This window comes from Nocardioides cynanchi, from assembly GCF_008761635.1.
Classification (GTDB): domain Bacteria; phylum Actinomycetota; class Actinomycetes; order Propionibacteriales; family Nocardioidaceae; genus Nocardioides; species Nocardioides cynanchi.
On sequence record NZ_CP044344.1, the window covers coordinates 3,417,094 to 3,438,832 of the forward strand.

General features: G+C 72.1%; 24 protein-coding genes and 1 pseudogene. 16 read left to right on the forward strand and 9 right to left on the reverse strand.

The genetic code is table 11. The features are described from left to right. Positions 1–3: 3 nt before the first annotated feature. Both E3N83_RS16540 and E3N83_RS16545 read right to left on the reverse strand, forming a co-directional pair. Positions 4–621 carry a DUF47 domain-containing protein gene (locus E3N83_RS16540; protein ID WP_151084246.1) on the reverse strand — a complete coding sequence of 206 codons (618 nt, stop codon included), beginning with the start codon at positions 619–621 and terminating at the stop codon, positions 4–6. 104 nt (positions 622–725) lie between these two features. Continuing rightward, positions 726–2,891: an RNA degradosome polyphosphate kinase gene (locus E3N83_RS16545; RefSeq protein ID WP_151084247.1), complete on the reverse strand. Its 2,166-nt coding sequence runs from the start codon at positions 2,889–2,891 to the stop codon at positions 726–728. Between the two features lie 67 nt (positions 2,892–2,958). Here E3N83_RS16545 and E3N83_RS16550 point away from each other — a divergent pair, with 67 nt between their 5' ends. Continuing rightward, positions 2,959–4,005 carry an alpha/beta hydrolase gene (locus E3N83_RS16550; protein ID WP_202879256.1) on the forward strand — a complete coding sequence of 349 codons (1,047 nt, stop codon included), beginning with the start codon at positions 2,959–2,961 and terminating at the stop codon, positions 4,003–4,005. Between the two features lie 9 nt (positions 4,006–4,014). Here E3N83_RS16550 and E3N83_RS16555 read toward each other — a convergent pair whose 3' ends face one another. Beyond that, positions 4,015–4,377 (reverse strand): DsrE family protein, encoded by a 363-nt coding sequence (locus E3N83_RS16555; RefSeq protein ID WP_151084248.1) that lies wholly within the window; start codon positions 4,375–4,377, stop codon positions 4,015–4,017. 54 nt (positions 4,378–4,431) lie between these two features. Here E3N83_RS16555 and E3N83_RS16560 point away from each other — a divergent pair, with 54 nt between their 5' ends. The 3 genes from E3N83_RS16560 to ygfZ are packed head-to-tail and all read left to right on the forward strand — an operon-like array spanning position 4,432 to position 6,321. Next, complete coding sequence (locus tag E3N83_RS16560) at positions 4,432–4,932, forward strand: heme-binding beta-barrel domain-containing protein (RefSeq protein ID WP_151084249.1); 501 nt, start codon at positions 4,432–4,434, stop codon at positions 4,930–4,932. Positions 4,933–4,936: 4 nt separating this feature from the next. Then, positions 4,937–5,392: a Fur family transcriptional regulator gene (locus E3N83_RS16565; RefSeq protein WP_151084250.1), complete on the forward strand. Its 456-nt coding sequence runs from the start codon at positions 4,937–4,939 to the stop codon at positions 5,390–5,392. Further along, the gene (gene ygfZ / locus E3N83_RS16570; protein ID WP_151084251.1) at positions 5,389–6,321 is read left to right on the forward strand and encodes a CAF17-like 4Fe-4S cluster assembly/insertion protein YgfZ; all 933 of its coding nucleotides are present in this window, start codon (positions 5,389–5,391) and stop codon (positions 6,319–6,321) included. Before E3N83_RS16565 ends, ygfZ begins: the two co-directional genes overlap by 4 nt. Positions 6,322–6,358: 37 nt before the next feature. Here the strand turns inward: ygfZ and mshD are convergent, their stop codons facing one another. Both mshD and E3N83_RS16580 read right to left on the reverse strand, forming a co-directional pair. After that, positions 6,359–7,228: a mycothiol synthase gene (gene mshD, locus E3N83_RS16575; protein WP_151085393.1), complete on the reverse strand. Its 870-nt coding sequence runs from the start codon at positions 7,226–7,228 to the stop codon at positions 6,359–6,361. Next, positions 7,225–7,974 (reverse strand): response regulator transcription factor, encoded by a 750-nt coding sequence (locus E3N83_RS16580; RefSeq protein WP_151084252.1) that lies wholly within the window; start codon positions 7,972–7,974, stop codon positions 7,225–7,227. The genes mshD and E3N83_RS16580 overlap by 4 nt, the downstream gene beginning before the upstream one ends. A gap of 43 nt (positions 7,975–8,017) precedes the next feature. Here E3N83_RS16580 and E3N83_RS16585 point away from each other — a divergent pair, with 43 nt between their 5' ends. Then, a complete protein-coding gene (locus E3N83_RS16585; RefSeq protein ID WP_151084253.1) occupies positions 8,018–8,320 on the forward strand; it encodes a MoaD/ThiS family protein in 303 nt (100 codons plus the stop codon). Positions 8,321–8,331: 11 nt separating this feature from the next. On the opposite strand, the gene E3N83_RS16590 is transcribed toward E3N83_RS16585, so the two are convergent. Further along, positions 8,332–9,120 carry a hypothetical protein gene (locus E3N83_RS16590; protein WP_151084254.1) on the reverse strand — a complete coding sequence of 263 codons (789 nt, stop codon included), beginning with the start codon at positions 9,118–9,120 and terminating at the stop codon, positions 8,332–8,334. 107 nt (positions 9,121–9,227) lie between these two features. Between E3N83_RS16590 and E3N83_RS16595 the strand changes: the two genes are divergently transcribed. Both E3N83_RS16595 and E3N83_RS20265 read left to right on the forward strand, forming a co-directional pair. Further along, positions 9,228–9,905, forward strand: coding sequence for a response regulator (locus tag E3N83_RS16595; protein ID WP_151084255.1), 678 nt, complete (start codon positions 9,228–9,230; stop codon positions 9,903–9,905). After that, positions 9,902–11,242: pseudogene (locus E3N83_RS20265) on the forward strand (ATP-binding protein); the annotation flags it as partial. The gene E3N83_RS16595 and the pseudogene E3N83_RS20265, both read left to right, overlap by 4 nt. Positions 11,243–11,258: 16 nt before the next feature. On the opposite strand, the gene E3N83_RS20090 reads toward E3N83_RS20265, so the two are convergent. Beyond that, the gene (locus E3N83_RS20090) at positions 11,259–12,233 is read right to left on the reverse strand and encodes a ketopantoate reductase family protein (RefSeq protein WP_151084257.1); all 975 of its coding nucleotides are present in this window, start codon (positions 12,231–12,233) and stop codon (positions 11,259–11,261) included. Positions 12,234–12,284: 51 nt separating this feature from the next. Between E3N83_RS20090 and E3N83_RS16610 the strand changes: the two genes are divergently transcribed. The 4 genes from E3N83_RS16610 to E3N83_RS16625 all read left to right on the forward strand — a co-directional run bounded on the left by E3N83_RS16610 (position 12,285) and on the right by E3N83_RS16625 (position 14,671). Next, complete coding sequence (locus E3N83_RS16610; protein WP_151084258.1) at positions 12,285–12,758, forward strand: TlpA family protein disulfide reductase; 474 nt, start codon at positions 12,285–12,287, stop codon at positions 12,756–12,758. A 246-nt stretch (positions 12,759–13,004) separates the two neighbouring features. Continuing rightward, complete coding sequence (locus tag E3N83_RS16615; protein ID WP_151084259.1) at positions 13,005–13,475, forward strand: DUF4395 domain-containing protein; 471 nt, start codon at positions 13,005–13,007, stop codon at positions 13,473–13,475. A 45-nt stretch (positions 13,476–13,520) separates the two neighbouring features. Further along, positions 13,521–14,375 carry a sulfurtransferase gene (locus E3N83_RS16620; RefSeq protein ID WP_151084260.1) on the forward strand — a complete coding sequence of 285 codons (855 nt, stop codon included), beginning with the start codon at positions 13,521–13,523 and terminating at the stop codon, positions 14,373–14,375. Then, positions 14,375–14,671 carry a DUF1416 domain-containing protein gene (locus E3N83_RS16625; protein WP_151084261.1) on the forward strand — a complete coding sequence of 99 codons (297 nt, stop codon included), beginning with the start codon at positions 14,375–14,377 and terminating at the stop codon, positions 14,669–14,671. The genes E3N83_RS16620 and E3N83_RS16625 overlap by 1 nt, the downstream gene beginning before the upstream one ends. 252 nt (positions 14,672–14,923) lie before the next feature. On the opposite strand, the gene dtd is transcribed toward E3N83_RS16625, so the two are convergent. Beyond that, on the reverse strand, positions 14,924–15,349 hold the full coding sequence (gene dtd / locus E3N83_RS16630) for a D-aminoacyl-tRNA deacylase (protein WP_151084262.1): 426 nt from the start codon (positions 15,347–15,349) through the stop codon (positions 14,924–14,926). A gap of 25 nt (positions 15,350–15,374) precedes the next feature. Between dtd and E3N83_RS16635 the strand changes: the two genes are divergently transcribed. After that, positions 15,375–16,202 (forward strand): beta-keto acid cleavage family enzyme, encoded by an 828-nt coding sequence (locus E3N83_RS16635; RefSeq protein ID WP_151084263.1) that lies wholly within the window; start codon positions 15,375–15,377, stop codon positions 16,200–16,202. Between the two features lies 1 nt (position 16,203). Here the strand turns inward: E3N83_RS16635 and E3N83_RS16640 are convergent, their stop codons facing one another. Beyond that, the gene (locus tag E3N83_RS16640; RefSeq protein WP_191907844.1) at positions 16,204–17,697 is read right to left on the reverse strand and encodes a tyrosine-protein kinase domain-containing protein; all 1,494 of its coding nucleotides are present in this window, start codon (positions 17,695–17,697) and stop codon (positions 16,204–16,206) included. 114 nt (positions 17,698–17,811) lie between these two features. Between E3N83_RS16640 and E3N83_RS19655 the strand changes: the two genes are divergently transcribed. The 4 genes from E3N83_RS19655 to E3N83_RS16660 all read left to right on the forward strand — a co-directional run bounded on the left by E3N83_RS19655 (position 17,812) and on the right by E3N83_RS16660 (position 21,715). Continuing rightward, the gene (locus tag E3N83_RS19655; RefSeq protein WP_191907845.1) at positions 17,812–18,582 is read left to right on the forward strand and encodes a hypothetical protein; all 771 of its coding nucleotides are present in this window, start codon (positions 17,812–17,814) and stop codon (positions 18,580–18,582) included. Then, positions 18,582–18,857 carry a hypothetical protein gene (locus E3N83_RS16650; protein ID WP_151084266.1) on the forward strand — a complete coding sequence of 92 codons (276 nt, stop codon included), beginning with the start codon at positions 18,582–18,584 and terminating at the stop codon, positions 18,855–18,857. Before E3N83_RS19655 ends, E3N83_RS16650 begins: the two co-directional genes overlap by 1 nt. A 202-nt stretch (positions 18,858–19,059) precedes the next feature. Continuing rightward, a complete protein-coding gene (locus tag E3N83_RS16655) occupies positions 19,060–19,587 on the forward strand; it encodes a hypothetical protein (RefSeq protein ID WP_151084267.1) in 528 nt (175 codons plus the stop codon). Between the two features lie 19 nt (positions 19,588–19,606). Next, a complete protein-coding gene (locus E3N83_RS16660; protein ID WP_151084268.1) occupies positions 19,607–21,715 on the forward strand; it encodes a glycosyltransferase in 2,109 nt (702 codons plus the stop codon). Positions 21,716–21,739: the final 24 nt, after the last annotated feature.

Consider the following 21,739-nt stretch of genomic DNA (forward strand, 5'->3'; position numbering starts at 1 on the left):
CGATCAGCTCTCCTTGACCGTGATCTGCTCCACGATGTTGGCGACCTTCTCGAACGCGTCGATGGCACCCTCGAGCGACTCGACGATGTCCTTGAGCTTGAGGATCTCGATCGCCTTGTAGTCGCCGCTGAAGAGCTTGGCGAGGGTACGGCGGTAGCTCTTGTCGCCGGCGTTCTCGAGCCGGTTGATCTCGATCCAGTACTCGTCGAGGTCGGCCATCGACCGCAGCCGCGGCATCGCCTCGGCGGTGATCTCGGCACATCGCTGGATCACCTCGAGCTGGGTGAGGAACTCCGACGGGATCTGCACGACCTCGTAGAGCAGGATCAGGTCGACGACCTCGTCGAGCATGTCCATCACGTCGTCGAGGCCCGAGGCGAGGGCGTAGATGTCCTCACGGTCGAACGGCGTCACGAAGCTGCTGTTGACCTTGCGCACGATCGCGTGGGTGTTCTCGTCGGCCTGGTGCTCGGCCTCGCGCATGCGCTTGGCGACCTCGGAGCGGTCGGCCCCGTCGCTGATCATCTCCGCGAGAAGACCCGCCCCGGTGAGGAGGTGCTGGGCGGAGATGGTGAACAGGTCGTAGAACGACGTGTCCGTCGGACGTAGGCGCAGAGCCACGACGTACTCCTGATGAGGGGGACGCGAACGCCGATCATGCTACGGGCGCCCACCCGTGCCGGCGCAATCCCCCTCGGCGATGGCCTCGACGGGTTTGTGCGGGGTCAGCCCACCGAGCGACGGTGCCTCTGCTGCTCGATCAGCATCTCCTGGAGATGGTCCGTGCCGTCGTTGACGGCCCAGCGCCCGGTGCTGTCCAGCAGCCAGGCCACGGTGGACGGCGCGAAGGCGAGATCGAGCAGCCCCGAGATCTGGGCGACGTTGTCCTCGCTGGGCACCTGCACCAGCACCTCCACGCGTCGGTCGAGGTTGCGGTGCATGAGGTCGGCCGAGCCGATCCAGACGCTGGGCCGGCCGCCGTTCTCGAACCGGTAGATGCGGCTGTGCTCGAGGAATCGGCCGACCACCGAGCGCACCTGGATGTTCTCCGACAGCCCCGGGACCCCCGGTCGCAGGGCGCAGATGCCGCGCACCAGCAGCTCCACCGGGACGCCGGCCTGCGAGGCGAGGTAGAGGGCGTCGATGACCGACTCGTCCACGACGCTGTTGGCCTTGAAGCGGACCCCGGCGGGCCGGCCGCTCAGATGGTGGTCGATCTCGCGGTGGATCCGCTCGACCAGCCCGGTGCGCAGCGAGTCGGGGGCGACCAGCAGCCGGTCGTAGGAGGGGTTGCGGGAGTAGCCGCTGAGGTTGTTGAACAGGTGCGCGACGTCCTCGCCTATCACGTCGTTGGTGGTGATCAGCCCGATGTCCTCGTAGAGCCGTGCGGTCTTGCTGTTGTAGTTGCCGGTGCCGATGTGGGTGTAGCGACGGATGCCGCCGCCGCTGGTCGCCTCGTCCCGCACCACCATCGCCAGCTTGCAGTGGGTCTTGAGCCCCACCAGCCCGTAGACCACGTGACAGCCGGCCTGCTCGAGCTTGCGCGCCCAGCGGATGTTGGCCTCCTCGTCGAAGCGGGCCTTGATCTCGACGATCACCAGGACCTGCTTGCCGGCCTCGGCCGCGTCGACGAGGGCGTCGATGATCGGGGAGTCGCCCGAGGTGCGGTAGAGGGTCTGCTTGATCGCCAGCACGTGCGGGTCGGCCGCGGCCTGCTCCAGGAAGCGCTGCACCGACGTGGCGAACGAGTCGTAGGGATGCTGCAGGAGTACGTCGTACCGCGACGTCGCCTTGAACACGTCGACCGGCGCGGCCGACTCGACCTCGGCGAGGCGGGCGTGGGTGGTCGGCACGAAGGCGGGGTACTTGAGGTCCTCCCGCGGCAGGTCGGCGATGCTGTGCAGCCCGACCAGGTCGAGCAGCCCGTCGATCCGGAACACCTCGTCGTCGGAGATGCCGAGCTCCTCGACCAGCAGCTCGAGCACCTGCGGCGCGATCGACTCCTCGACCTCGAGCCGGACCGGCGGTCCGAAGCGGCGGCGGAGCAGCTCCTTCTCCAGCGCCTTGAGGAGGTTCTCCGCGTCGTCCTCCTCGACCTCGAGGTCCTCGTTGCGGGTGACCCGGAAGCTGTGGACCTCGAGCACCTCCATGCCGGGGAAGAGTCGCTTGAGGTGCTCCCCGATGACGTCCTCGAGCGGCACGAAACGCTGGTTGCCCAACGGCACGAACCGGTTGAAGATCGGCGGCACCTTGACGCGGGCGAAGTGCTCCTTGCCGGTCTTGGGGTTGCGGACCAGCACCGCGAGGTTGAGCGAGAGCCCCGAGATGTAGGGGAAGGGGTGGGCCGGGTCGACGGCCAGCGGCGTGAGCACCGGGAAGACCCGGTCGCGGAAGAGCCGCTTGCAGTATTTCTGCTCGTCGCGGTCGAGGTCGGCCCAGCGGACCAGCTCGATGCCCTCGGCGTCCAGGGCGGGCACGAGCTCCTCGCGGAAGAGCCGGGCGTGCCGCTGCATCTGGTCGCGGCTCTCGGCCCAGATCCGCTCGAGGACCTCGCGCGGCATCAGCCCCGACGCCGCCCGGACGGCCACCGAGGCGGCGATGCGGCGCTTGAGGCCGGCCACCCGGACCATGAAGAACTCGTCGAGGTTGCTGGAGAAGATCGCCGCGAAGCGCACCCGCTCGAGCAGCGGGAGGGAGGCGTCCTCGGCCTGGCCCAGGACCCGCCGGCTGTAGGCCAGCCAGGACAGCTCGCGGTCGAGGAAGCGGTCGTCGTACGCCGTGACGGCGGCGAGGGCCGCCTCGTCGGGCTCGTAGGGCGGCTCGACGTCGAACGGCTCGTCGGCCGGGCCGTCGTCGTCGCGTGGGTACGAGGCGGACGCGAGCTGGACCATGCGCTCAGTGTGGCACCGCCAGGTGAACGGTGGGCATCGGCCGGGACCACCTCGCTAGGTTGGCCGCGTGCCGAACCCGTCCACCCGAGCCGCCGCGATCGACCTGGCCTGGAAACGCGGCGTCCTGCGCGCCGCGTTCGCCCTGCCCGAGCCCGTCCAGCGCGCGCTGGCCGGTCGGCGGTTGACCCTCGACGGCCAGACCCTGGCCACTGACACGCAGCTGATGCTGCGGCTCCAGCGCCTGGCTCGCGAGCCCAGCCTGGAGAGCCTGACCATCCCCGAGAGCCGCCGGGTGCTGCTCCGGCAGACCGCCATCGCGGGCGGAGCGCAGCCGATCGGGGCGGTCCGCGACCTCCCCGTCGGTGACCTGCGGGGACGGCTCTTCGTGCCCACCGAGGTGGGCACGCCCGGGCCGCTGCTGGTCTACTTCCATGGCGGCGGCTGGGTCAGCGGCGACCTCGACACCCACGACCCCGCCTGCCGGTTCCTGGCCGAACGGAGCGGCGTCCGCGTCCTGTCGGTGGACTACCGGCTCGCCCCCGAGCACCCCTTCCCGGCGGCGTACGACGACGCGCTGGCCGCCTACCGCTGGGTGGTCGCCCACGCCGAGGACCTCGGTGCCGATCGGTCGCGCCTGGGGGTCGGCGGCGACTCCGCCGGAGGCAGCCTCGCCGCGACCACCGCGGTCGCCGCGGCCCGCGAGGGCCTGCCCCTCGCGCGCCAGCTGCTGATCTACCCCGGCACCGACCTGACGGGCCGCACCGAGAGCGGGCGGCTCTTCGGGAAGGGACTGTTCCTGACCGAGGCCTACATGGACATGGTCAAGGCGGCCTACGCCCCCGATCCCGCGACCTGGGCTGCTCCTGAGGCCAGCCCGCTGCTGGGCGACGTGCCGCCCGGGCTGGCCCCGGCGTACGTCGTCACCGCCGGCTTCGACCCGCTGCGCGACGAGGGCGAGGCCTACGCCCGCAAGCTCGCCGACGCCGGGGTGGACGTGGAGCTGCGGCGCTTCCCCGACCAGATCCACGGCTTCGTCAACGTGGTCGGGGTGACCGGCACGGCGCGGGCGGCGATGGCCGAGATCGCGGCGAAGCTCGGTGCCTTCCTCGCCTGACCCCGACCCTCAGTAGACGAGGGCCTGGACGCCCTCGGCCAGCACCTCTTCGACGTACGACGGGGCGCCGGCCAGCCGGACCCCCTCGACCAGGTCGCCCTCGACGATCCCGCGTCGTACGGCGCACTGGCTGCACACGGTCACCCGGCCGCCACTCACCACGGCGGCCAGCAGATCGGCGAGGGCGGGCGCGTGGGCGAGCTCGAAGGCCTCGGCCCGGCCCGGCAGCCCGAACCACGCGGCCTCGCCGGTCAGCCACAGCGACACGTCGGCCCCCGCGACCAGGGCGGTCGCGGCCACCGTGAAGCCCTGGCTGCACCGCTCGGGTTCGTCGGCTCCGCAGGTCACCTTGACGACGAGGGGTCGGGTCATCGGGCCAGCCTAGGGCCGATCCGGCCCGGGCCGGTGAGCCCTAGACTCGACCGCATGGTCTTCGAGATCCCGGCCAACATCCACCCGAGCTGTGCCCGGCTCGCGTGGCTGATCGGCACGTGGGCCGGCAACGGGCACGGTGAGTACCCCGGGATCGACGCCTTCGAGTTCGGCCAGGAGGTCGTCTTCCAGCAGGACGGCCGACCGTTCATCCACTACTTCAGCCGTTCGTGGATCGTCGACGCCGAGGGCAACCACGTCCGTGAGGCGGCGCAGGAGACCGGCTTCCTGCGGCCCCAGGAGGACGGCACCATCGAGATGGTGATGGCCCACAACCTCGGTTTCGTCGAGATCTGGCACGGCGAGATCCACGCCGACCAGCCGCGGTTCGAGATCGTCACCGACGCCGTCGCCCGCACCTCGACGGCCAAGGAGTACGTCGGCGGCAAGCGGCTCTACGGCTACGTCAACGGCGACCTGCTCTACGCCTTCGACATGGCCGCCCAGGGACACGAGCTCCAGCCCCACACCCACGCCCAGCTGGTCAGGCAGTAGCCCCATGGGCGACGAGCACGGCGACCACGCCCACGTCGACACCGACTGGCGGGCCCGGCTGCGCGAGCGTGGCTACCGGCTCACCCCGCAGCGTGAGCTGATCCTCGGGGCGGTCGAGCGGCTCGGGCACGCCACCCCCGACGAGGTGCTCGCCGAGGTGCGCACGCACTCGACGGCGGTCAACGCCTCGACGGTCTACCGCACGCTCGAGGTGCTGGAGGAGCTCGGTCTGGTGCGGCACGCCCACCTCAGTGACCGCGCCCCGACGTACCACTCCGTGACCGAGCACGAGCACTTCCACCTGGTCTGCCGGAATTGCCACCGCACGATCTCGGTTGACCCTGATGTGCTGACTCCTGTGATCGACCGGCTGGCCGCCGACCACGGCTTCACCGTGGACATCGGACACCTCACGGTGTTCGGCCTGTGCGCCGACCACTCCGGAGACCCGACCCCGTGACCAGTCCGCTGCTCGAGCTGCCCGGAGCGGTCGCCGGCGCCGGGATCGACGCGCCGGTCGCCGCGCACTACGGCTCGTTGTACGGCGAGCAGACGGTGCTCGAGGCAGGCAACGGGTTCGTGGACCTCTCCCACCACGACGTGGTCCGGATCGCCGGCCCCGACCGGCTCCAGTGGCTGCACGACCTGAGCACGCAGTACTTCCTCGGCCTGGCGCCGCGCACCTGGACCCAGGCGCTGATCCTGAGCCCCCAGGGGCACGTGGAGCACGAGTTCGCCGGGGTGGACGACGGCGAGGCGTTCGTCGCGGCCACCGAGCCCGGGCGCGCGGCCGCGCTGGTCGAGTTCCTGGACCGGATGCGCTTCATGTCGCGGGTCGAGGTCACCGACATCACCGCCGAGCAGGCGCTGGCCTGGCGGCCGGCGGCCGGACACGAGTTCGTCCCGCGGGCGTCGTTGACGGCGTACGCCGAGGCGGCCGGGCCGGCCTGCGGGCTGTGGGCCTACGAGGCGCTCCGGATCGCCCGCGGCGAGCCGCGCCTGGGGCTCGACACCGACCACCGCACGATCCCCAACGAGGTGGGCTGGATCGGGTCCGCCGTACACCTCGACAAGGGGTGCTACCGCGGCCAGGAGACCGTGGCGCGGGTGCACACGCTCGGCCGCCCACCGCGGCGGCTCACGCTGCTGCACCTCGACGGCTCGGAGAACCGTCTGCCCGTGGTCGGGTCCGAGCTGATGGCCGGGGAGAAGGTCGTCGGCGTCGTCGGCACCTCCGCCCGCCACCACGAGCTCGGGCCGATCGCCCTGGCGCTGGTCAAGCGCAACGTCCCTCTCGATCAGCAGCTCGAGGTCGACGGGCTCCCCGCCGCCCAGGAGGTCCTGGTCGACCCCGAGGTCGGCCTCCACGTGCGACCGCGCCTCACCTGACCCTGCGCCCCCCCGAGGTCTTCCACGGGTTCTCGGACTATTCCGGCGAGCGCGAGTACTGGACGTGGGTCTGGGTGTGGGAGAAGCCGAGGCGGGAGTACGTCGCGACCGCGGCCGCGTTGTCGGACTCGACGTAGAGGATGATCCGGCCGACGCCCAGCCCGGCGAGGTGCTCGAGGCCGGCCGCGGTGACCGCACGACCCAGGCCGCTACCCTGGGCCACCGGGTCGACCGCGACCACGTAGACCTCGCCGAGCTCGGCGGAGTGCTGCTTGGTCCAGTGGAAGGCGAGCAGGCGGTCACCGGCGTCCGCGACGAGCAGCCCGGCCGGGTCGAACCACGGCTCGGCCATCCGCTCGGCCAGGTTGGCACGGTCCATCGACCCCTGCTCGGGGTGGTGCGCGAACGCCGCCGCGTTGACGCGCAGCACCTCGTCGGCGTCGGCGTCGCGGTAGCCGCGGATCGTGACGCCCTCGACCGTCGGCACATCGACGTGCCCGGCCGCACGCTCCATCACCCACAGCTCGCGGGTGGGCCGCAAGCCGAGGCGTGAGGCCAACCGTCGGGCACCGGGATGGTCAGCGTGCGACCACGCCGTGACGTCGGCGGGTGCCTCGCTCAGCGCCGCCTCGGCCAGTGCGGTGCCGAGCCCGCGGCGACGGCCACGCGGCGCCACCACGAGGTCGAGCGACGACCCGCGGAGCAGGGCGAAGCCCTCGTCGGTCTCGCCCTCGTCGTCCCGGGCGATCCAGAGGGATGCGCCGGCGAGGCCGTCCCGCGCGAGGGCCATCGTCGCCGCCTCGTCGAGGGGCCGGATCCCGTCGGCGGCACCGGAGTCGTCGGCGGCGTACTCGACCAGGTCGAGAGCCCGCCGCCGCTCGCCGTCGTCGACGCGTACGACGCTCAGGAGCGGCGCTCCGCGGGCTCGGACGCGACGGCAGCCGGCGCCGCCGACGCGGGCTCCTTGGGCTCCTTCGACGGGAGCACGAAGCGGTAGCCGACGTTGCGCACGGTGCCGATCAGGGTCTCGTGCTCGGGGCCGAGCTTGGCGCGCAGTCGACGGACGTGGACGTCGACGGTGCGGGTGCCGCCGAAGTAGTCGTAGCCCCAGACCTCCTGCAGCAGCTGGTCGCGGGTGAAGACGCGGCCGGGATGCTGGGCGAGGTACTTGAGCAGCTCGAACTCCTTGAACGTCAGGTCGAGAGCGCGCGCGCCGATGTGGGCGGTGTAGGTGGCGTCGTCGACGACGACCTCGCCGGAGCGGATCACGTGGTCGTCGCTGCCGTCGTCCTCGCGCTGGGCCTGCAGCCGGCCCAGGGACAGCCGGATCCGGGCCTCGAGCTCCGCGGGTCCGCAGGTGTGCAGGACGACGTCGTCCATGCCCCAGTCGTGGGCGACCACGGCCAGACCGCCCTCGGTGACGATCAGCAGGACCGGGCAGTCGGTGCCGGTGGTGCGCAGGAGTCGGCACAGGTCACGCGCGTGCGCGAGCTCCTGCCGCCCGTCGACCAGGATCAGGTCGACGTCGGGTGCGTCGATCAGGGCGCTGCCCTCGGCCGGCAGGATCTTGACCTGGTGACCGAGCAGGGCCAGGCCGGGCAACACCTCGGCGCTGGGCTGGAGCGCACTGGTCAGCAGCAGCAGGGTGCTCAAGCCGGACTCCTCCCGTGCGGACCGATACGTCAGGATATCCGGCATGAGCCTTCCCTCCGACCGGGTCGCGGCAGATGAGACCGCATCGGTCACCGTGCACTACTGGGCCTCGGCCCGGGCAGCGGCCGGGGTGAGCTCGGACGAGCTGCCGGCCACCGGTCCCCTGACCCTGACCGACGTCGTACGACGTGCGACGGCGCTGCACCCCGGCACCCGGCTCCCCCAGGTCCTCGAGGCCTGCTCGGTGCTGGTCGGCGACCGGCCCGTGGCTTCGGCGCACCCCGACGACGTCGTGGTCAAGCCGGGCGAGACGGTGGAGTTCCTGCCGCCGTTCGCCGGCGGCTGACCTCTAGGTCCTCACGAACGCGGCAGGTGGGTGACTCCCACCAGCCACAGTGGTTCGCGGCCGCCGCGCACCGTCTGCTCACGCACGCTGCCGATGTCGCGCACGTAGTACTTGTGGTCGACGACCCCCGGCTCCAGCGGGGTGGTCTCCCTCGTCAGCAGTGCGCGATGGGAGCTCAGGAGCGGGACGGTGACCTGGGCATCGCGCCGGGCGACTGTGTAGGTGTCCAGCGCGTGGCCGGGGTAGTACTCCTGGAAGTACGACGGCCCCACCCGCGGATGGGCGGTCATGAAGATGCCCGCCTGCGCCCCGTCCACCCCTGAGAGGAACGAGCCCTCGCGGCTCTTCACGTGGCCCTGCCGGTCCAAGGTGGCGGTGCGTTCGCCGAAGTACCACACGGTCCCTCGCTTGGTCTGGGCGTAGAAGTCGTGGGTCCGTTCCTGGAGCCGGCCGTTGCTCCAGACCCGGTCGAAGACCACCCGGCACACCACGCCGTCGATCGTCCGGGTCCGGTAGGTCGCGATCATCACGTCGCGGGTGTGCGCGCTGCCCTCGACCCCGCGGTAGGAGTAGCGCGTCCCGGGCTTCAGCGGGAACCACGGGTTGTCCACCCGGCCGTGGGTGAAGTGCGACGGCGCGGGGTGCCGGGGGATCGCCGCGCCGGCAGAGGCCGGGGCGGCTGAGGCAGGAGCGCCGATGATGCCTGCGACGGTGGTCGTCCAGACGGTGAGCATCGCGACGGCCACGAGGCGGGTCGCGGTCAGGCGCCTGGTGGGGATGGTGGTGGGGACGGTGCGCATGGTTCCTCCTCGTTGGCTTCGGAAGGGACGCTAGGACCGGTCCGTGAGCGGAGGATGAGCCCGGGCACGGCTCACCTCCGGCTCATCATCGGGAGCAGAATGGACGGGTGCGCATCCTCCTGGTCGAGGACCACCTCAAGCTGGCCCGACTGCTGCAGAAGGGCCTGCGCGAGGAGAAGATCGTGGCCGACCTCGCGGCCACGGGTGCGGACGGCGTGTGGATGGCCACCGAGCAGCCGTACGACGTGCTCGTGCTCGACGTGATGCTCCCGGACGTCGACGGGCTGGAGGTGTGCCGTCGGATCCGGGCGGTCGACCCGCGCACACCGGTGCTGATGCTGACCGCGCTCGGCGCCGTTCCGGACCGGATCGCGGGGCTGGACGCCGGGGCGGACGACTACCTGATGAAGCCCTTCGCCTTCGACGAGCTGCTGGCCCGGCTCCGCGCCCTGGCGCGGCGCGGCGGCGTACCCCGGGCGACGGAGCTCCGGGTCGGGGACCTGTGTCTCGACCCGGTCACCCGGCGGGTGAGCCGCGCCGGCACGACCATCTCCCTGACCGGACAGGAGTTCACGCTGCTGGAGGCGATGGCGCGGCGCGTGGGCGAGGTGCTGACCCGCGAACAGCTCGTCCACCTCGCCTGGGACATCGCCTACGAGGCGCGCTCCAACGTCGTGGACGTGTGCGTCAAGGGTCTCCGCGACCGGATCGACCGGCCGTTCGGACGGCGCTCCCTGGAGACGGTCCGCGGGCTCGGCTACCGGCTCGTGGCGGACGAGCCATGAGGCGGCTGCCGATCCGGCTCCGGCTGGCGGTGTCCTTCGCGGCCGCGGCCGCCGTGCTGCTCACCGCGGTCGGGTGGTTCGGCTACGCCCGCCTCGCCACCGGTCTCTCCCACGATCTCGACCTCGAGCTCCGGCAGCGAGCCCAGGACCTGATCGTTCCGGTCAGCCGACCGGGCTCGTCGCTCACCGATCTGGCGGGCACGGGTTTCGTCGAGCGGGGCGAGAGCTTCGCCGAGGTCGTGACGCCCGGCGGGCGGCTGCTGGAGTCAACGCCGACGCTTCACGGGCGGCTTCTGCTGACGCCGGCCGAGGCGACGCGTGCCGCCGCGGGCACGATCACGATCGACCGCAGCAGCGCGCCGGGCCTGAACGAGCCCGCCCGGCTGCTCGCCACGCCGTTCACCCGGGCGGGGCGGCACCTGGTCCTGGTGGTCGGCGACACCCGGGAGAACGGGCTCGAGGTGCTGCGCCGCGTCCGGACCCAGCTCCTGATCGGGATCCCGCTGCTCGTGCTGGTCACGCTGCTCGGTGCGTACGCCGTCGCGGGAGCGGCTCTGCGACCGGTCGAGCTGATGCGGCGGCGCGCCTCGGAGCTCACCGCGGGCGACCCGGCGCTGCGCCTGCCGATCCCACCCGCGGCCGACGAGATCGCGCGGCTCGGGACCACCCTCAACGCCTTGCTCGCCCGGATCGAGGAGACCCTCGAGCGGGAGCGCGCCTTCGTGGCCCACGCCAGCCACGAGCTCCGCACGCCCCTGGCCCTCCTGCGCACGGAGCTCGAGCTCGCCGTACGTCGCCCGCGACCGGCGCCGGAGCTGGCGGGTGCGATCCGGTCGGCCGGCGTCGAGGTCGACCGCCTCCAGCGGCTCGCGGAGGACCTGCTGCTGCTCGCCCAAGCCGTGGACGGCGAGCTCGCCGTCCACCCGGAGGACCTCCGGCTCTCGGAGGTCGCGGGCGACGTGCTGGCCCGGTTCGGGCCCGCCGTCGCCGACGCGGGACGGACCCTGGAGAACGCCGTGGGAGGCGAGGTCGTGCGGGGCGACCGGGGTCGCCTCCAGCAGGCGCTGACCAACCTGGTCGGCAACGCGCTCGACCACGGCGAGGGAGCCGTCCGGGTCGAGACGCGGGTGCACGACGGGCGGGTGGACCTGGTGGTCGCCGATCACGGGGACGGGTTCACCGGCGGGATGTTGGAGCGCGCAACCGAGCGCTTCGCGCGGAGCTCCACCTCTCCCGGAGCTGGCCTGGGGCTGGCGATCGTCGCCGCCGTCGCCGAGGCCCACGCCGGTCATGTGGTGCTCCGCAACGTCGAGGGCGGTGCGGAGGCGTGGATCTGCCTCCCGCTGGCGGAGGTCAGCGCCGGAGCAGTGCCAGCAGCTCGGCCGGTGTCATCGTCCCCGGGCCAGCACCGCGTGCCGCCGCCTCGGCCATCAGGGTCTGGATCCGCGCGTTCGCCGGGGCCGCCACACCGTGCAGGCGGCCGAGGTGGGCGATCTCGCCGTTGAGGTAGTCGGTCTCGACCCCGCTCCCGCGAGCCAGGCTCTGCCACGTCGAGCCGCCACCGCGTTCGGCGCCGTCGATCGGCCGCAGCCGCAGGTGGTCCGCACGTCGTACGTCGTCCTCGGCCTGGGTGACCGGGTCGATGCCGGCCGCCGCGAACACGGCCTCCGCCTCACCGACGAGGAGGTCGAGCGCCTCCCCCGCCTCCCGGCCGTCGAGCCGCTCGCCGGCCAGTGCCTGCACGGCGTTCCCCAGGTTGTTGACCAGCTTGCGGTACTTCCAGCGCATGATGTCGCCGCGCGGCTCCGACTCGAAGCGGGCGCTGCGCAGGGCCTCGGCGAGTGCAGCGTCGACGTCGTCACTGCCGTCCGGGAAGCGGCCGACGTCGAGGATGCCGGGGGTGGGGGAGCCGTGCGCCACGACCACGCCGGGCTCGAGGTGCTCGGCCGGGAGCATCACGCACATCCCGTGCACGCGCTCGAACCACCGCGTCAGCGCCGGCTCGTTGGCGACGCCGTTCTGGGCGGACACCACCGGGAGGTCGGGCCCGGCGGCCGCGACCACCTGGCGCGCGGCCGCCTCGGTGTCCTGGCTCTTGGTGGCGAGCACGAGCACGTCGTCGGGCCGCCATGCGACGGCGGCAGGGCGCGCGTAGGTGGCGATCGGCAGCGTCACCCGCTCCTCGGGGGTCACGAAGGTCAGACCGTGGTCGCGCAGAGCCTCGCCGTGCGCGCCGCGGGCGATCAGGCCCACCTCGTGGCCGGCGAGGTGCAACCGGGCGCCGATGGTGCCGCCGATGCCCCCGGCGCCGAGGACCACGATCCGCATGCCCTCACCCTAGGAGCGGAATGTCCGGTCGGGCACCGGGGTTGGGCCCACATGGACCTCGGTCGGTGGGTGCTGCTCGTCGCGGTCGTCGGCGCGCTCGGGTTCGGCGGCTGGCGCGCCGTCTCCGACGGCCGCTTCCGCGGGACGCACCGGGTCCGGACCGGGGCTCCCGACCCTGCCGCGGCGGAGGAGTCGGCACCGGCGCCGGTTGCGGCCAGCCTCCTCGCCGGCACGTCGTACGACGGGCGGCGGGGGGAGCGGGCGACGCTGCTGCAGTTCTCGTCGGCGTTCTGCGCGCCGTGCCGGGCCACCCGGCGCGTGCTGGCCGACGTCGCGGACGCCGTACCCGGCGTCTCGCACGTGGAGATCGACGCCGAGGAGCACCTCGATCTCGTGCGCAGGCTCGGCATCCTGCGGACGCCGACGACGCTGGTGCTCGACGCCGACGGGCGCGAGATCACCCGGGCCACCGGCGCGCCGCGACCCGCCCAGGTGCTCGCCGCGCTCGAGACGAGCGTGGCCTGATGTCCAGTATCTGGACCATCGTCTCGCCATCAGAGACGGAGAGTGGCCGCAGGCGCTCCGGGCTCCCTACAGTTCGACCTATGGCCACGACCATGCTCACGAAGCGGCGCGCAGTCGACCACTGCCGCATGCACTCGTCGCTGTGTCGCCCGTCCTGACGCGAGCCCTGCCCGTTTGTCTACTGACTAAGTAGACTTTGCCGTGCGGCTCGAACCGAGTCCTTCCTCGTCCCCTGTCAGGAGTGCCATGTCCGTCACGTCGAACACCGCCGCCGCCCGAGTCGGCGCCGTTCGGGAGTCCGGCATCGACCCGCGGGGCCCCCGACTGTCGGCTGCGCTGACGTCCGTGGTGCTGGTCGGTGTGCTGGTGGCTCCGTCGGCGGTCGCGGTGTGGCTGCTCGCGGCACAGGCCGCGGTGTTCGCGGTGGGCACCGCCCGCGGCATCCAGCACACGCCGTACGCCTGGCTGTTCCGCACGCTGGTGCGGCCGATGCTGGCCGCGCCCGCGCACTTCGAAGACCCCGCGCCGCCGCGCTTCGCCCAGGCCGTGGGTCTGGGGTTCGCGCTGGTCGGTCTGCTCGGGTTCGCGGTCGGTGTGCTGCCCGTCGCGCTGGTGGCGACCGGGTTCGCGCTCGCCGCCGCTCTGCTCAACGCGGTCTTCGGCTTCTGCCTGGGCTGCGAGATCTACCTGCTTCTTCACCGGGCCACCGCCCGCTGACCTCTGACCCCACGCCGGATGCCGGCGTATGAGAAAGGTGAACCAATGAGTCGCGACTCGTCCCTCGTCTCCGCCCAGTGGGTGGAGGACCATCTCGACGACCCGAACGTCGTCCTCGTCGAGGTCGACGAGGACACCGCCGCCTACGACAAGGGCCACATCAAGGGCGCCATCAAGCTCGACTGGACCACCGACCTCCAGGACCAGGTGCGGCGCGACTTCGTCAACAAGGCGCAGTTCGAGGCCCTGTTGTCCTCGCGCGGTGTCGCGAACGACGACACGGTGGTGCTGTACGGCGGCAACAACAACTGGTTCGCGGCCTACGCCTACTGGTACTTCAAGCTCTACGGCCACGCCGACGTCAAGCTGCTCGACGGCGGCCGCAAGAAGTGGGAGCTCGACAGCCGCGAGCTCACCGAGGAGCTCCCGCAGCGCGACACCACGTCGTACACCGCCTCGGAGCAGGACCGCTCCATCCGGGCCTTCCGGGACGAGGTCGGCGAGGCGATCGGCAGGCAGAACCTCGTGGACGTGCGGTCGCCCGACGAGTACGCCGGTCGGCTGCTCGCGCCGGCCCACCTGCCGCAGGAGCAGGCGCAGCGCGCGGGCCACATCCCCACGGCGGCGAACGTCCCGTGGAGCAAGGCGGCCAACGACGACGGCACCTTCAAGTCCGACGAGGACCTCAAGCAGCTCTACACCGAGGCCGGCGTGGACTGGGACAAGGACACCATCGCCTACTGCCGGATCGGCGAGCGGTCGTCCCACACGTGGTTCGTGCTCAAGGAGCTGCTCGGTCAGCAGAACGTGAAGAACTACGACGGCTCCTGGACCGAGTGGGGCTCGCTCGTCGGCGTTCCCGTCGTACTCGGTGACGACGCCGGCTCGGCGGACGCCTGATGTGCGGCGCGACTGCCGGGGGCCTGTCCCTCGACGGCGTGGACGTGGCCAAGGAAGCGGTGGTGCAGGGCCAGGTCGTCCGCGACGGTCGGCCGGTGCCCAACGCCTACGTGCGGCTCCTCGACCGGACCGGTGAGTTCACCGCCGAGGTCCCGACCTCGGCCACCGGCCACTTCCGCTTCTTCGCCGGCAACGGCGAGTGGACCCTGCGCACCCTGGCTCCTCGGGCCGAGACCGTGGACCACCAGGTCGAGGCGGCCGTCGGCTCGGTCGCCGAGGTCACGATCACCCTCTGACGCTGACTGACGCTGAGTCGGCGCAAAGAGACATGCCACCCCCGCTGAGTCGGCGGAAAGGGACATGCTGACGGCGCTGAGTCGGCACAAAAGGGCATGCGGAGGGCGCTGAGTCGGCACATGTTGGCGTGGTGAACGCGGCATCTTCGCGCCGAGTGAGCGGCTCATCGCTGCGTCTTTGCGCCGAGTGAGCGCTGCTCGTGTGCCTCTTTGCGCCGACTCGGCGTTGTTTGTGTGCCTGTTTGCGCCGAGTCAGCGGTCGAGGAGGAGGGTGACCGGGCCGTCGTTGACCGACTCCACCTGCATGTCGGCCCCGAACACACCGCGTTCGACGTGGGCGCCGAGGTGGGAGAGGGCCGCGCAGAAGGCGTCGTACAGCGGCTCACTGACAGCACCGGGAGCCGCCGCCTGCCAGGTCGGCCGCCGGCCCTTGCGGGCGTCGCCGTACAGCGTGAACTGGGAGACGACCAGCAGCGGCGCTCCCACCTCCGAGGCCGACCGCTCGTCGCGCAGGATCCTCAGGTCCCAGATCTTGCGGGCCAGCCAGGTCGCGTCATCGGGGCCGTCGTCGTGGGTCACGCCGAGGTAGACCAGCAGGCCGGGTGAGCCCAGCGCGCCGACGACCACCTCGTCCACGGTCACCGAGGCCGAGAGCACCCGCTGCACCACCGCCTTCACGGACCCACTCTGACACGATGCACCCATGAGCGAACCGCTGCTGATCACCGTGGCACCGACCGGGGCCGAGACGGCCAAGGAGGACTGCCCCCAGCTCCCCACCACGCCCGAGGAGATCGCCGAGACCGCGCGCGCCTGCCAGGCCGCCGGTGCCGCGATGATCCACCTGCACGTACGGGACGGCGAGCACCGACCGACCCTGGATCTCGGGCTGCTGCGCGAGTGGGTGGCCGCGGTCCGCGACGCCAGCGACCTGGTCGTCCAGCTCTCGACCGGTGGCAGCGTCCACGACCCGCTCGACCAGCGGTTGCAGGTGCTCGACGCGGAGCCCGACTCGTGCAGCCTGACCATGGGTACGACGAACTTCGGCGACGACGTCTTCTCCAACCCGTGGCCCTTCGTCTGCGAGCTCTACCAGCTCGCCCAGGACCGCGGCGTGGCGCCGGAGTTCGAGCTGTTCGACCTCGGCCAGGTCCACGCCCTGACCCGCCTGCTGGACCGCTACGGCCTGCCCGCCGGCGGCCGGGTGCACGTGGACCTGGTGATGGGCGTCCCCGGGGGCATGAACGGTACGACGGACGCGCTCGTCGCCGCGGTCCGCGACCTCCCCCCGCAGACGACCAGCTGGTCGGCCACGGGGATCGGCCGGTCGACGCTCGCGGTGATGCTGGCCAGCCTGTCCAAGGGCGGCCACCTGCGGGTCGGCATGGAGGACGTCCTCACCATCGCCCGCGGCGTGCCCGTGGAGTCCAACGCGCAGCTCGTCGAGCGCGCCGTCGCGGTCGGGGCGCTCGCGCAGCGGACCCCGATGACGCCCCAGGAGGCGCGGGTGCTGATCGGGGCCACCGGCTGACTCAGCCCGTGGGCGAGCCGGCCGACTCGGTCTTCGCGTGGCCCGACCTGCCGGACCTGCCGGGCTTGCTGGGCTTGGTCTTGGCCCTGCGCTTGCCGCTCTCGGCTTGGTACTCGTAGCGGTAGTAGGCGTCGCCGTAGTAGCCCCCGGACGCGCCGCGGCGCATCCGGTTGAAGACGATGCCCAGGGTGCGTCCGTGCACGGTCGAGATGTGGTTGAGCGAGACCGTGAGCTCGGTGTCGAGGGTGCCGCCGTGGGTGATCACGACGATCGCGCCGTCGGCCGATCGGGTGAGCACGGCCGCATCGGTGACCGGCAGCAACGGCGGCGCGTCGATGATCACCATGGCGTCCTGGGCGAGCTCGGTGATCAGGGTGCGCATCGCCTGGGAGCCCAGCAGCTCGCTGGGGTTGGGCGGGATCGCACCGGAGGCGAGCACGCGCAGACCCGGCACGTCGGGGTGGTCCTGCATCACCTCGGCCGCGGTGACCCGGCCGACGAGCACGTCGGTCAGGCCCGCTCCGTCGACCATCTCCAGTGAGTGCGCGACCGTCGGGCGGCGCAGGTCACCGTCGATCAGGGTGACCGGCTGGCCCCCGATGGCGATCGCCGCAGCCAGGTTGGCCGCCACCGTGGACTTGCCGTCGGACTGCTTCGGGCTGGTCACCACGATGATCCGGGGCGGGTGGTCGACGTCCATGTACGCGAGGTTGGTGCGCAGCTTCCGGAAGGCCTCGGCGGTGCTGGCCGAGCTCGAGCTCCCCGCGCCGGTGACCGCGAGGGCCAGCGCGTTGCTGTCGCCCTGGCGCATCGAGGAGGACTGGGGCACGAGACCGATCACCGGGATGCCGAACTGCTTCTCGACCTCCTCGGTCGAGCGGAGCCGGCGGTCGAACTGCTTGCGGATCAGCGCGTAGACGAAGCCGAGCATCAGCCCGGCTAGCAGCCCGAGCACGAGGTTCACCTTGGTCCGCGGCAGCACCGGCGTGGTGGGCGAGTCCGCCGAGTGGCTGACCGTCATGCGGAGGCCGTGCTTGGACGTCGGGGTGGTGCCCTCGACCGTCCCGACCTTGGCTGCCAGCTGGTCGACCCACGCGTTGGCCAGGGCAACCGCTGCCTGCGGCGAGGACGACTGGGCGGTGACCGTCAGAAGGACGGTGTCCTGCGGGTTGGTGACCGAGACCTCGGCGGCCAAGGCGCTCGGCGAGGTCGACACGCCGAGCTGCTTCTGGACGGCGGTGGCGATGTCGACGCCGCGGGAGATGGAGAGGTACGAGATCACGCGGGACTTCGCGTACTGGTCGTTGAGGTTGGCCGTACCCTCCGAGTTCTGGCCGCCCACGCTGGGCGCTCCGAGCAGCCCGCTCGCGCTCGCCTCGTAGACCTTGGGGGCGGAGAGGTTGTAGCCGGTGGCGGCGAGCACGCCGAGGGCCACGAGAACCAGCACACCCACCCAGTGGGCGCGCATGATCCTGACGTAGTCCTTGAATTCCATGAACGGCTCCTCCAGGGGGCGACCGCGGGTCTTACACTCCCCCGGGTGCGAGGTCCCAGCGTAGGCGATCCGGACACCGTGCGTGTGCGAGCTCTGGAAGTTGCCATCGACGTCGTGTGCACCGGATCCGGCGGCTCCGAGCTGGCCCGCGCCGTCGCCGCCGCCTGGGACTGGTGCGCGGTCGACCAGGGAGGCGAGGACGACGGGGCGGTCGTCCGGCTCGAGGTCCTGCTCGAGGACGACGCCGATCGCCTGGCGACCACGGCGGCGGGCACCGATCTGTTCGGGACCGACCTGACCACGGTGATGGATCGCCTGAGCCCGGTGATCACCCGGCTCGCGGTCACCGAACGGGCCGGTGACCTGACCATGTTCCACGCCTGCGCGCTCGCGGACCCGGCCACCGGTGACGCCGCCGTGCTCTTCGGGCCCTCCGGGACGGGCAAGACCACTGTGGCCCGCACCTTGGGCACTGACTTCGTGTACCTCACCGACGAGACGGCGGCGATCACCCGTGAGGGCCTGCTGGTGCCTTATCCCAAGCCGCTCTCGATCATCCTCGGACCCCATGACCGGTTGAAGGAGCAGGTCTCGCCCGGAGCGCTCGACCTCCAGTCGATCGGTCCCGGCCCCTTCCGGATGCGGGCACTGGTCCAGCTCAAGCGGGTCCCCGACCATCGCGGTGCGGCCACCCTGGAGTTGCTGCCGACCATCGAGGCGCTGCCCGAGATGGTGACCCAGACGTCGTACACCCGGCTGATGGAGCGACCCCTGCACCGCCTGGCCGCCCTGGCCGAATCCGTGGGCGGCGTACGACGCGTGACCTACGCCGAGGCGACGCAGCTGCTGCCGGTGGTGCGCGGTCTCGTGTCGGGCGGTCGCTGATGCGGGCCCGCAGGCTCGCGATCGTCGACGAGTACCGCGAGGGCGGACGCGTCGCGGTCTACTCCGAGGCCGACATGGTGGTGCTGCTCTCCGAGCTGGCGAGCATGGCGTGGTCGGTGCTGGGGGAGGAGTGGACCGACGCGGACGACGTCACGGCCGAGCTCGTGGAGGTCTTCGGTGACCCGGGCGCCGCCGGCGACGCGCTGGCGATGACGCAGGCGGCACTGCGGACCCTGGCCGAGCACGGGATCGTCGAGCTCGACGCCGACGCCTGACCGAGCCGTCAGGTGCGGGAGATGTTCGTTCGGGCCCGGCGACTGGTCCCGTTGGGTCATCGGAATCAGACGGAGGGTTTCGGCGAATCTCGACCGTGCAGGCAACGGATTCCGCCATGCTCCCTTCAGCGTCCTTCGGGGGATGAACATCCGCCGGGAGGCGCCGCCAGTCGCCTCCCCCCACCACAGGGGCCCCCTCATCATGCGCGACCACACCACCACCAAGCCCACCCGTTCCTCCCACCTGGGGCGCCGGACGTTGGTCCGCGCCGGCGCGACCGCAGCGTGGACCGTCCCGGTCATCGCGATGGCGGCACCGGCGCACGCGACCAGCTGCTCGGGCGGCGTCACGACCCTCTCGGCCGTCACCGTCACCGACAGCAAGACCCAGACGGGCAAGCCGAAGCTCACCGTGACCGTCCAGGTCCAGGTGTGCAACACCGGCGAGACCCAGACGTGCGACCTCTACGCCACCGCGTCGGGCAGCGGCGCATCCACCCGCCTCAACGCGTTCAGCGTCGGCGACTGGCCGGCCGTCGAGGTCGGAGGTGGCGGCTCGAAGACGATGATGGCCAGCGCCCCGGCCAACGAGCAGCTCGGCTCCGGCAGCTGTACGACCTACCTGGTCTCCTACCTGCTGCACGACGGCTCGGGTGAGCACACCGTGACCATCACCTTCGCCACCGGCAACGGCGGGGTCGCCTCGGTGAACGTCACCACGACCCGCTGACCTGGGGCACCATGGGCGCGTGACCGAGCTCCAGCTCCGCGAGGCCGTCCCGCTCGCGCATGCCGTGGTCGCCCGGGTGGCAGCGGACCACGACGTCCGCGTGCTCTTCTTCAAGGGACCCGTCGCGGCACGCCAGGGACTGCGGCCGGAGCGGGACTCCCAGGACGTCGACGCGTTGGTCGACCCCGCCCGGCTCGAGGTGCTCGCGGGTGCCCTGACCGCACTCGGCTGGGTCGACGAGCAGGTCTTCGGGACGCCCACCGCTGCGACGTACTCCCGCACCCATCGCCACGCGGCCTGGCCGTGCGAGCTCGACCTCCACACCACCTTTCCCGGCCTGTACGCCCCCGCCCAGGAGGTCTTCGAGCGGCTCTGGGCGCGGCGCGAGAGCGTCGAGCTGGCGACCCACGAGGTGGCCTCCCCCGACCCCCAGGCGCACGCCCTGCTCCTGGCCCTGAACACCCTGCGCGACCCCCACGAGACGACCAAGATCGCCCAGCTGAACGACCTGGTACGTCGGGTGTCCGGCTCCTTCGACGCGCGCGCCGTGCAGGGCCTGGGCCGCCTGGCCGGCGAGCTCGGAGCCCCGGACACCGCGGCACCGTTCCTGAGCGCCGTCGGTGCCCCCAACGACGCCCTCGGCTCGACCGCGCCGGCCGACCTGCATGCCTGGCGGCTCCGCACCCAGCCGGCCTGGCGGGTGGCCACCTGGATGGACGGGCTCCGCGAGCAGCCGCTCCGGCGCCGGCCTGGCTACCTCTGGTACGCCGCGATGCTCACCGACGACGAGCTGCGCAGGGCGCACCCGGAGCTGCCGCCCGGACGTCTCCCCCTGCTGAGACTGCGGCTGGGGCGCCTGCGGCGCGGGCTGTCCGCCGTACCGGCCGCCTGGCACAACCTCCGGGACGCGAACACCGAGCCCTCGCCAGGGGCACCGCGCTCCGGCGACCACGGCGGTGAGCCACGCGAGACAGTCGTCGTCACCCTGCTCCGGCCCGAGGGTGACTCCGGGGTGCAGACCCACGTCTCCACGCTGGTCCAGCAGCTGCGGCAGTCGGGCCGCCCGGTCACGCTGATCACGCCGTTCTCGGCGCGGTCACCCCTCGTGCGGCCGGTCTTCGCGCTCCGGATCCCCCTCCGCAGGGCCAGCAGGCCGGCCGGCGTCTGGTGGTACCGCCGCTGGCACGCCCGGTACCTCGAGCAGGCGCTGCGCCGGCACCTCGCGCAGTCAGGGCGAGGCGGCGCGGTGATCTACGCGCAGTGCCCGGTGTCCGCCGACGTGGCGCTGCGGGCCCGCGCCCGGCAGCCCGTGGTGATGATCGAGCACTTCAACGTCTCCCAGGCCGAGGAGTGGGCCGAGAAGGGTGAGGTGCCGCGCTCCGGCCGGGTCTTCGGCTCGATCCTGGCCTTCGAGGAGCGGGTCCTGCCGCGCCTCGACGGGATCGTCTACGTCTCCGACTTCGCGCGGGCCGGCCTCCAGGAGCGGATCCCCGCCCTGGCCGGCGTGCCATCGGTGGTGATCCCCAACTTCGTGCGGCCCTCCGACGTCCCCGCCCGGCCGTCGCCCACCCGCGACCTGGTCACCGTCGGCACCCTGGAACCCCGGAAGAACCAGGGCTACCAGCTGGAGATCCTCGCCGCCGCGGCGGAGCAGGGTCACCGGTTCACCCTCACCGTGGTCGGCGGCGGGCCGGACCGTGGCCGCCTCGAGGGCCTGGTCCGGTCGCTGGGGCTGGACGGCCAGGTGCGCCTCGTCGGCCAGCAGCACGACGTACGCGCGTTCCTGCGGGACCACCGCCTGTACTGCCACACCGCGACCATCGAGAACCTGCCGATCGCCCCGATGGAGGCGATGGCCGAGGGGCTGCCGGTGCTGGCCGCCCCGGTGGGCGGCATCCTCGAGCTGTTCACTCCTGGCGTCGAGGGGGAGGTGTGGGAGCTCGGCGACCCGGTCGCCGCGGCCCGGGTACTGGTCCGGATGCTCTCGGACGACGCGAAGCTGGCGACGATGGCGCAGCAGGCCCGCGACCGGGTGGACCGCGAGTTCACCGCCGCCGCGGTGGTGCCCCGGCTCGAGGACTTCCTCCAGCACGCCGGTGTGCTGATCTCGTCGAGCACCTCGCGCTGAGCCAGGCCGCCGGGCCTCCCTCAC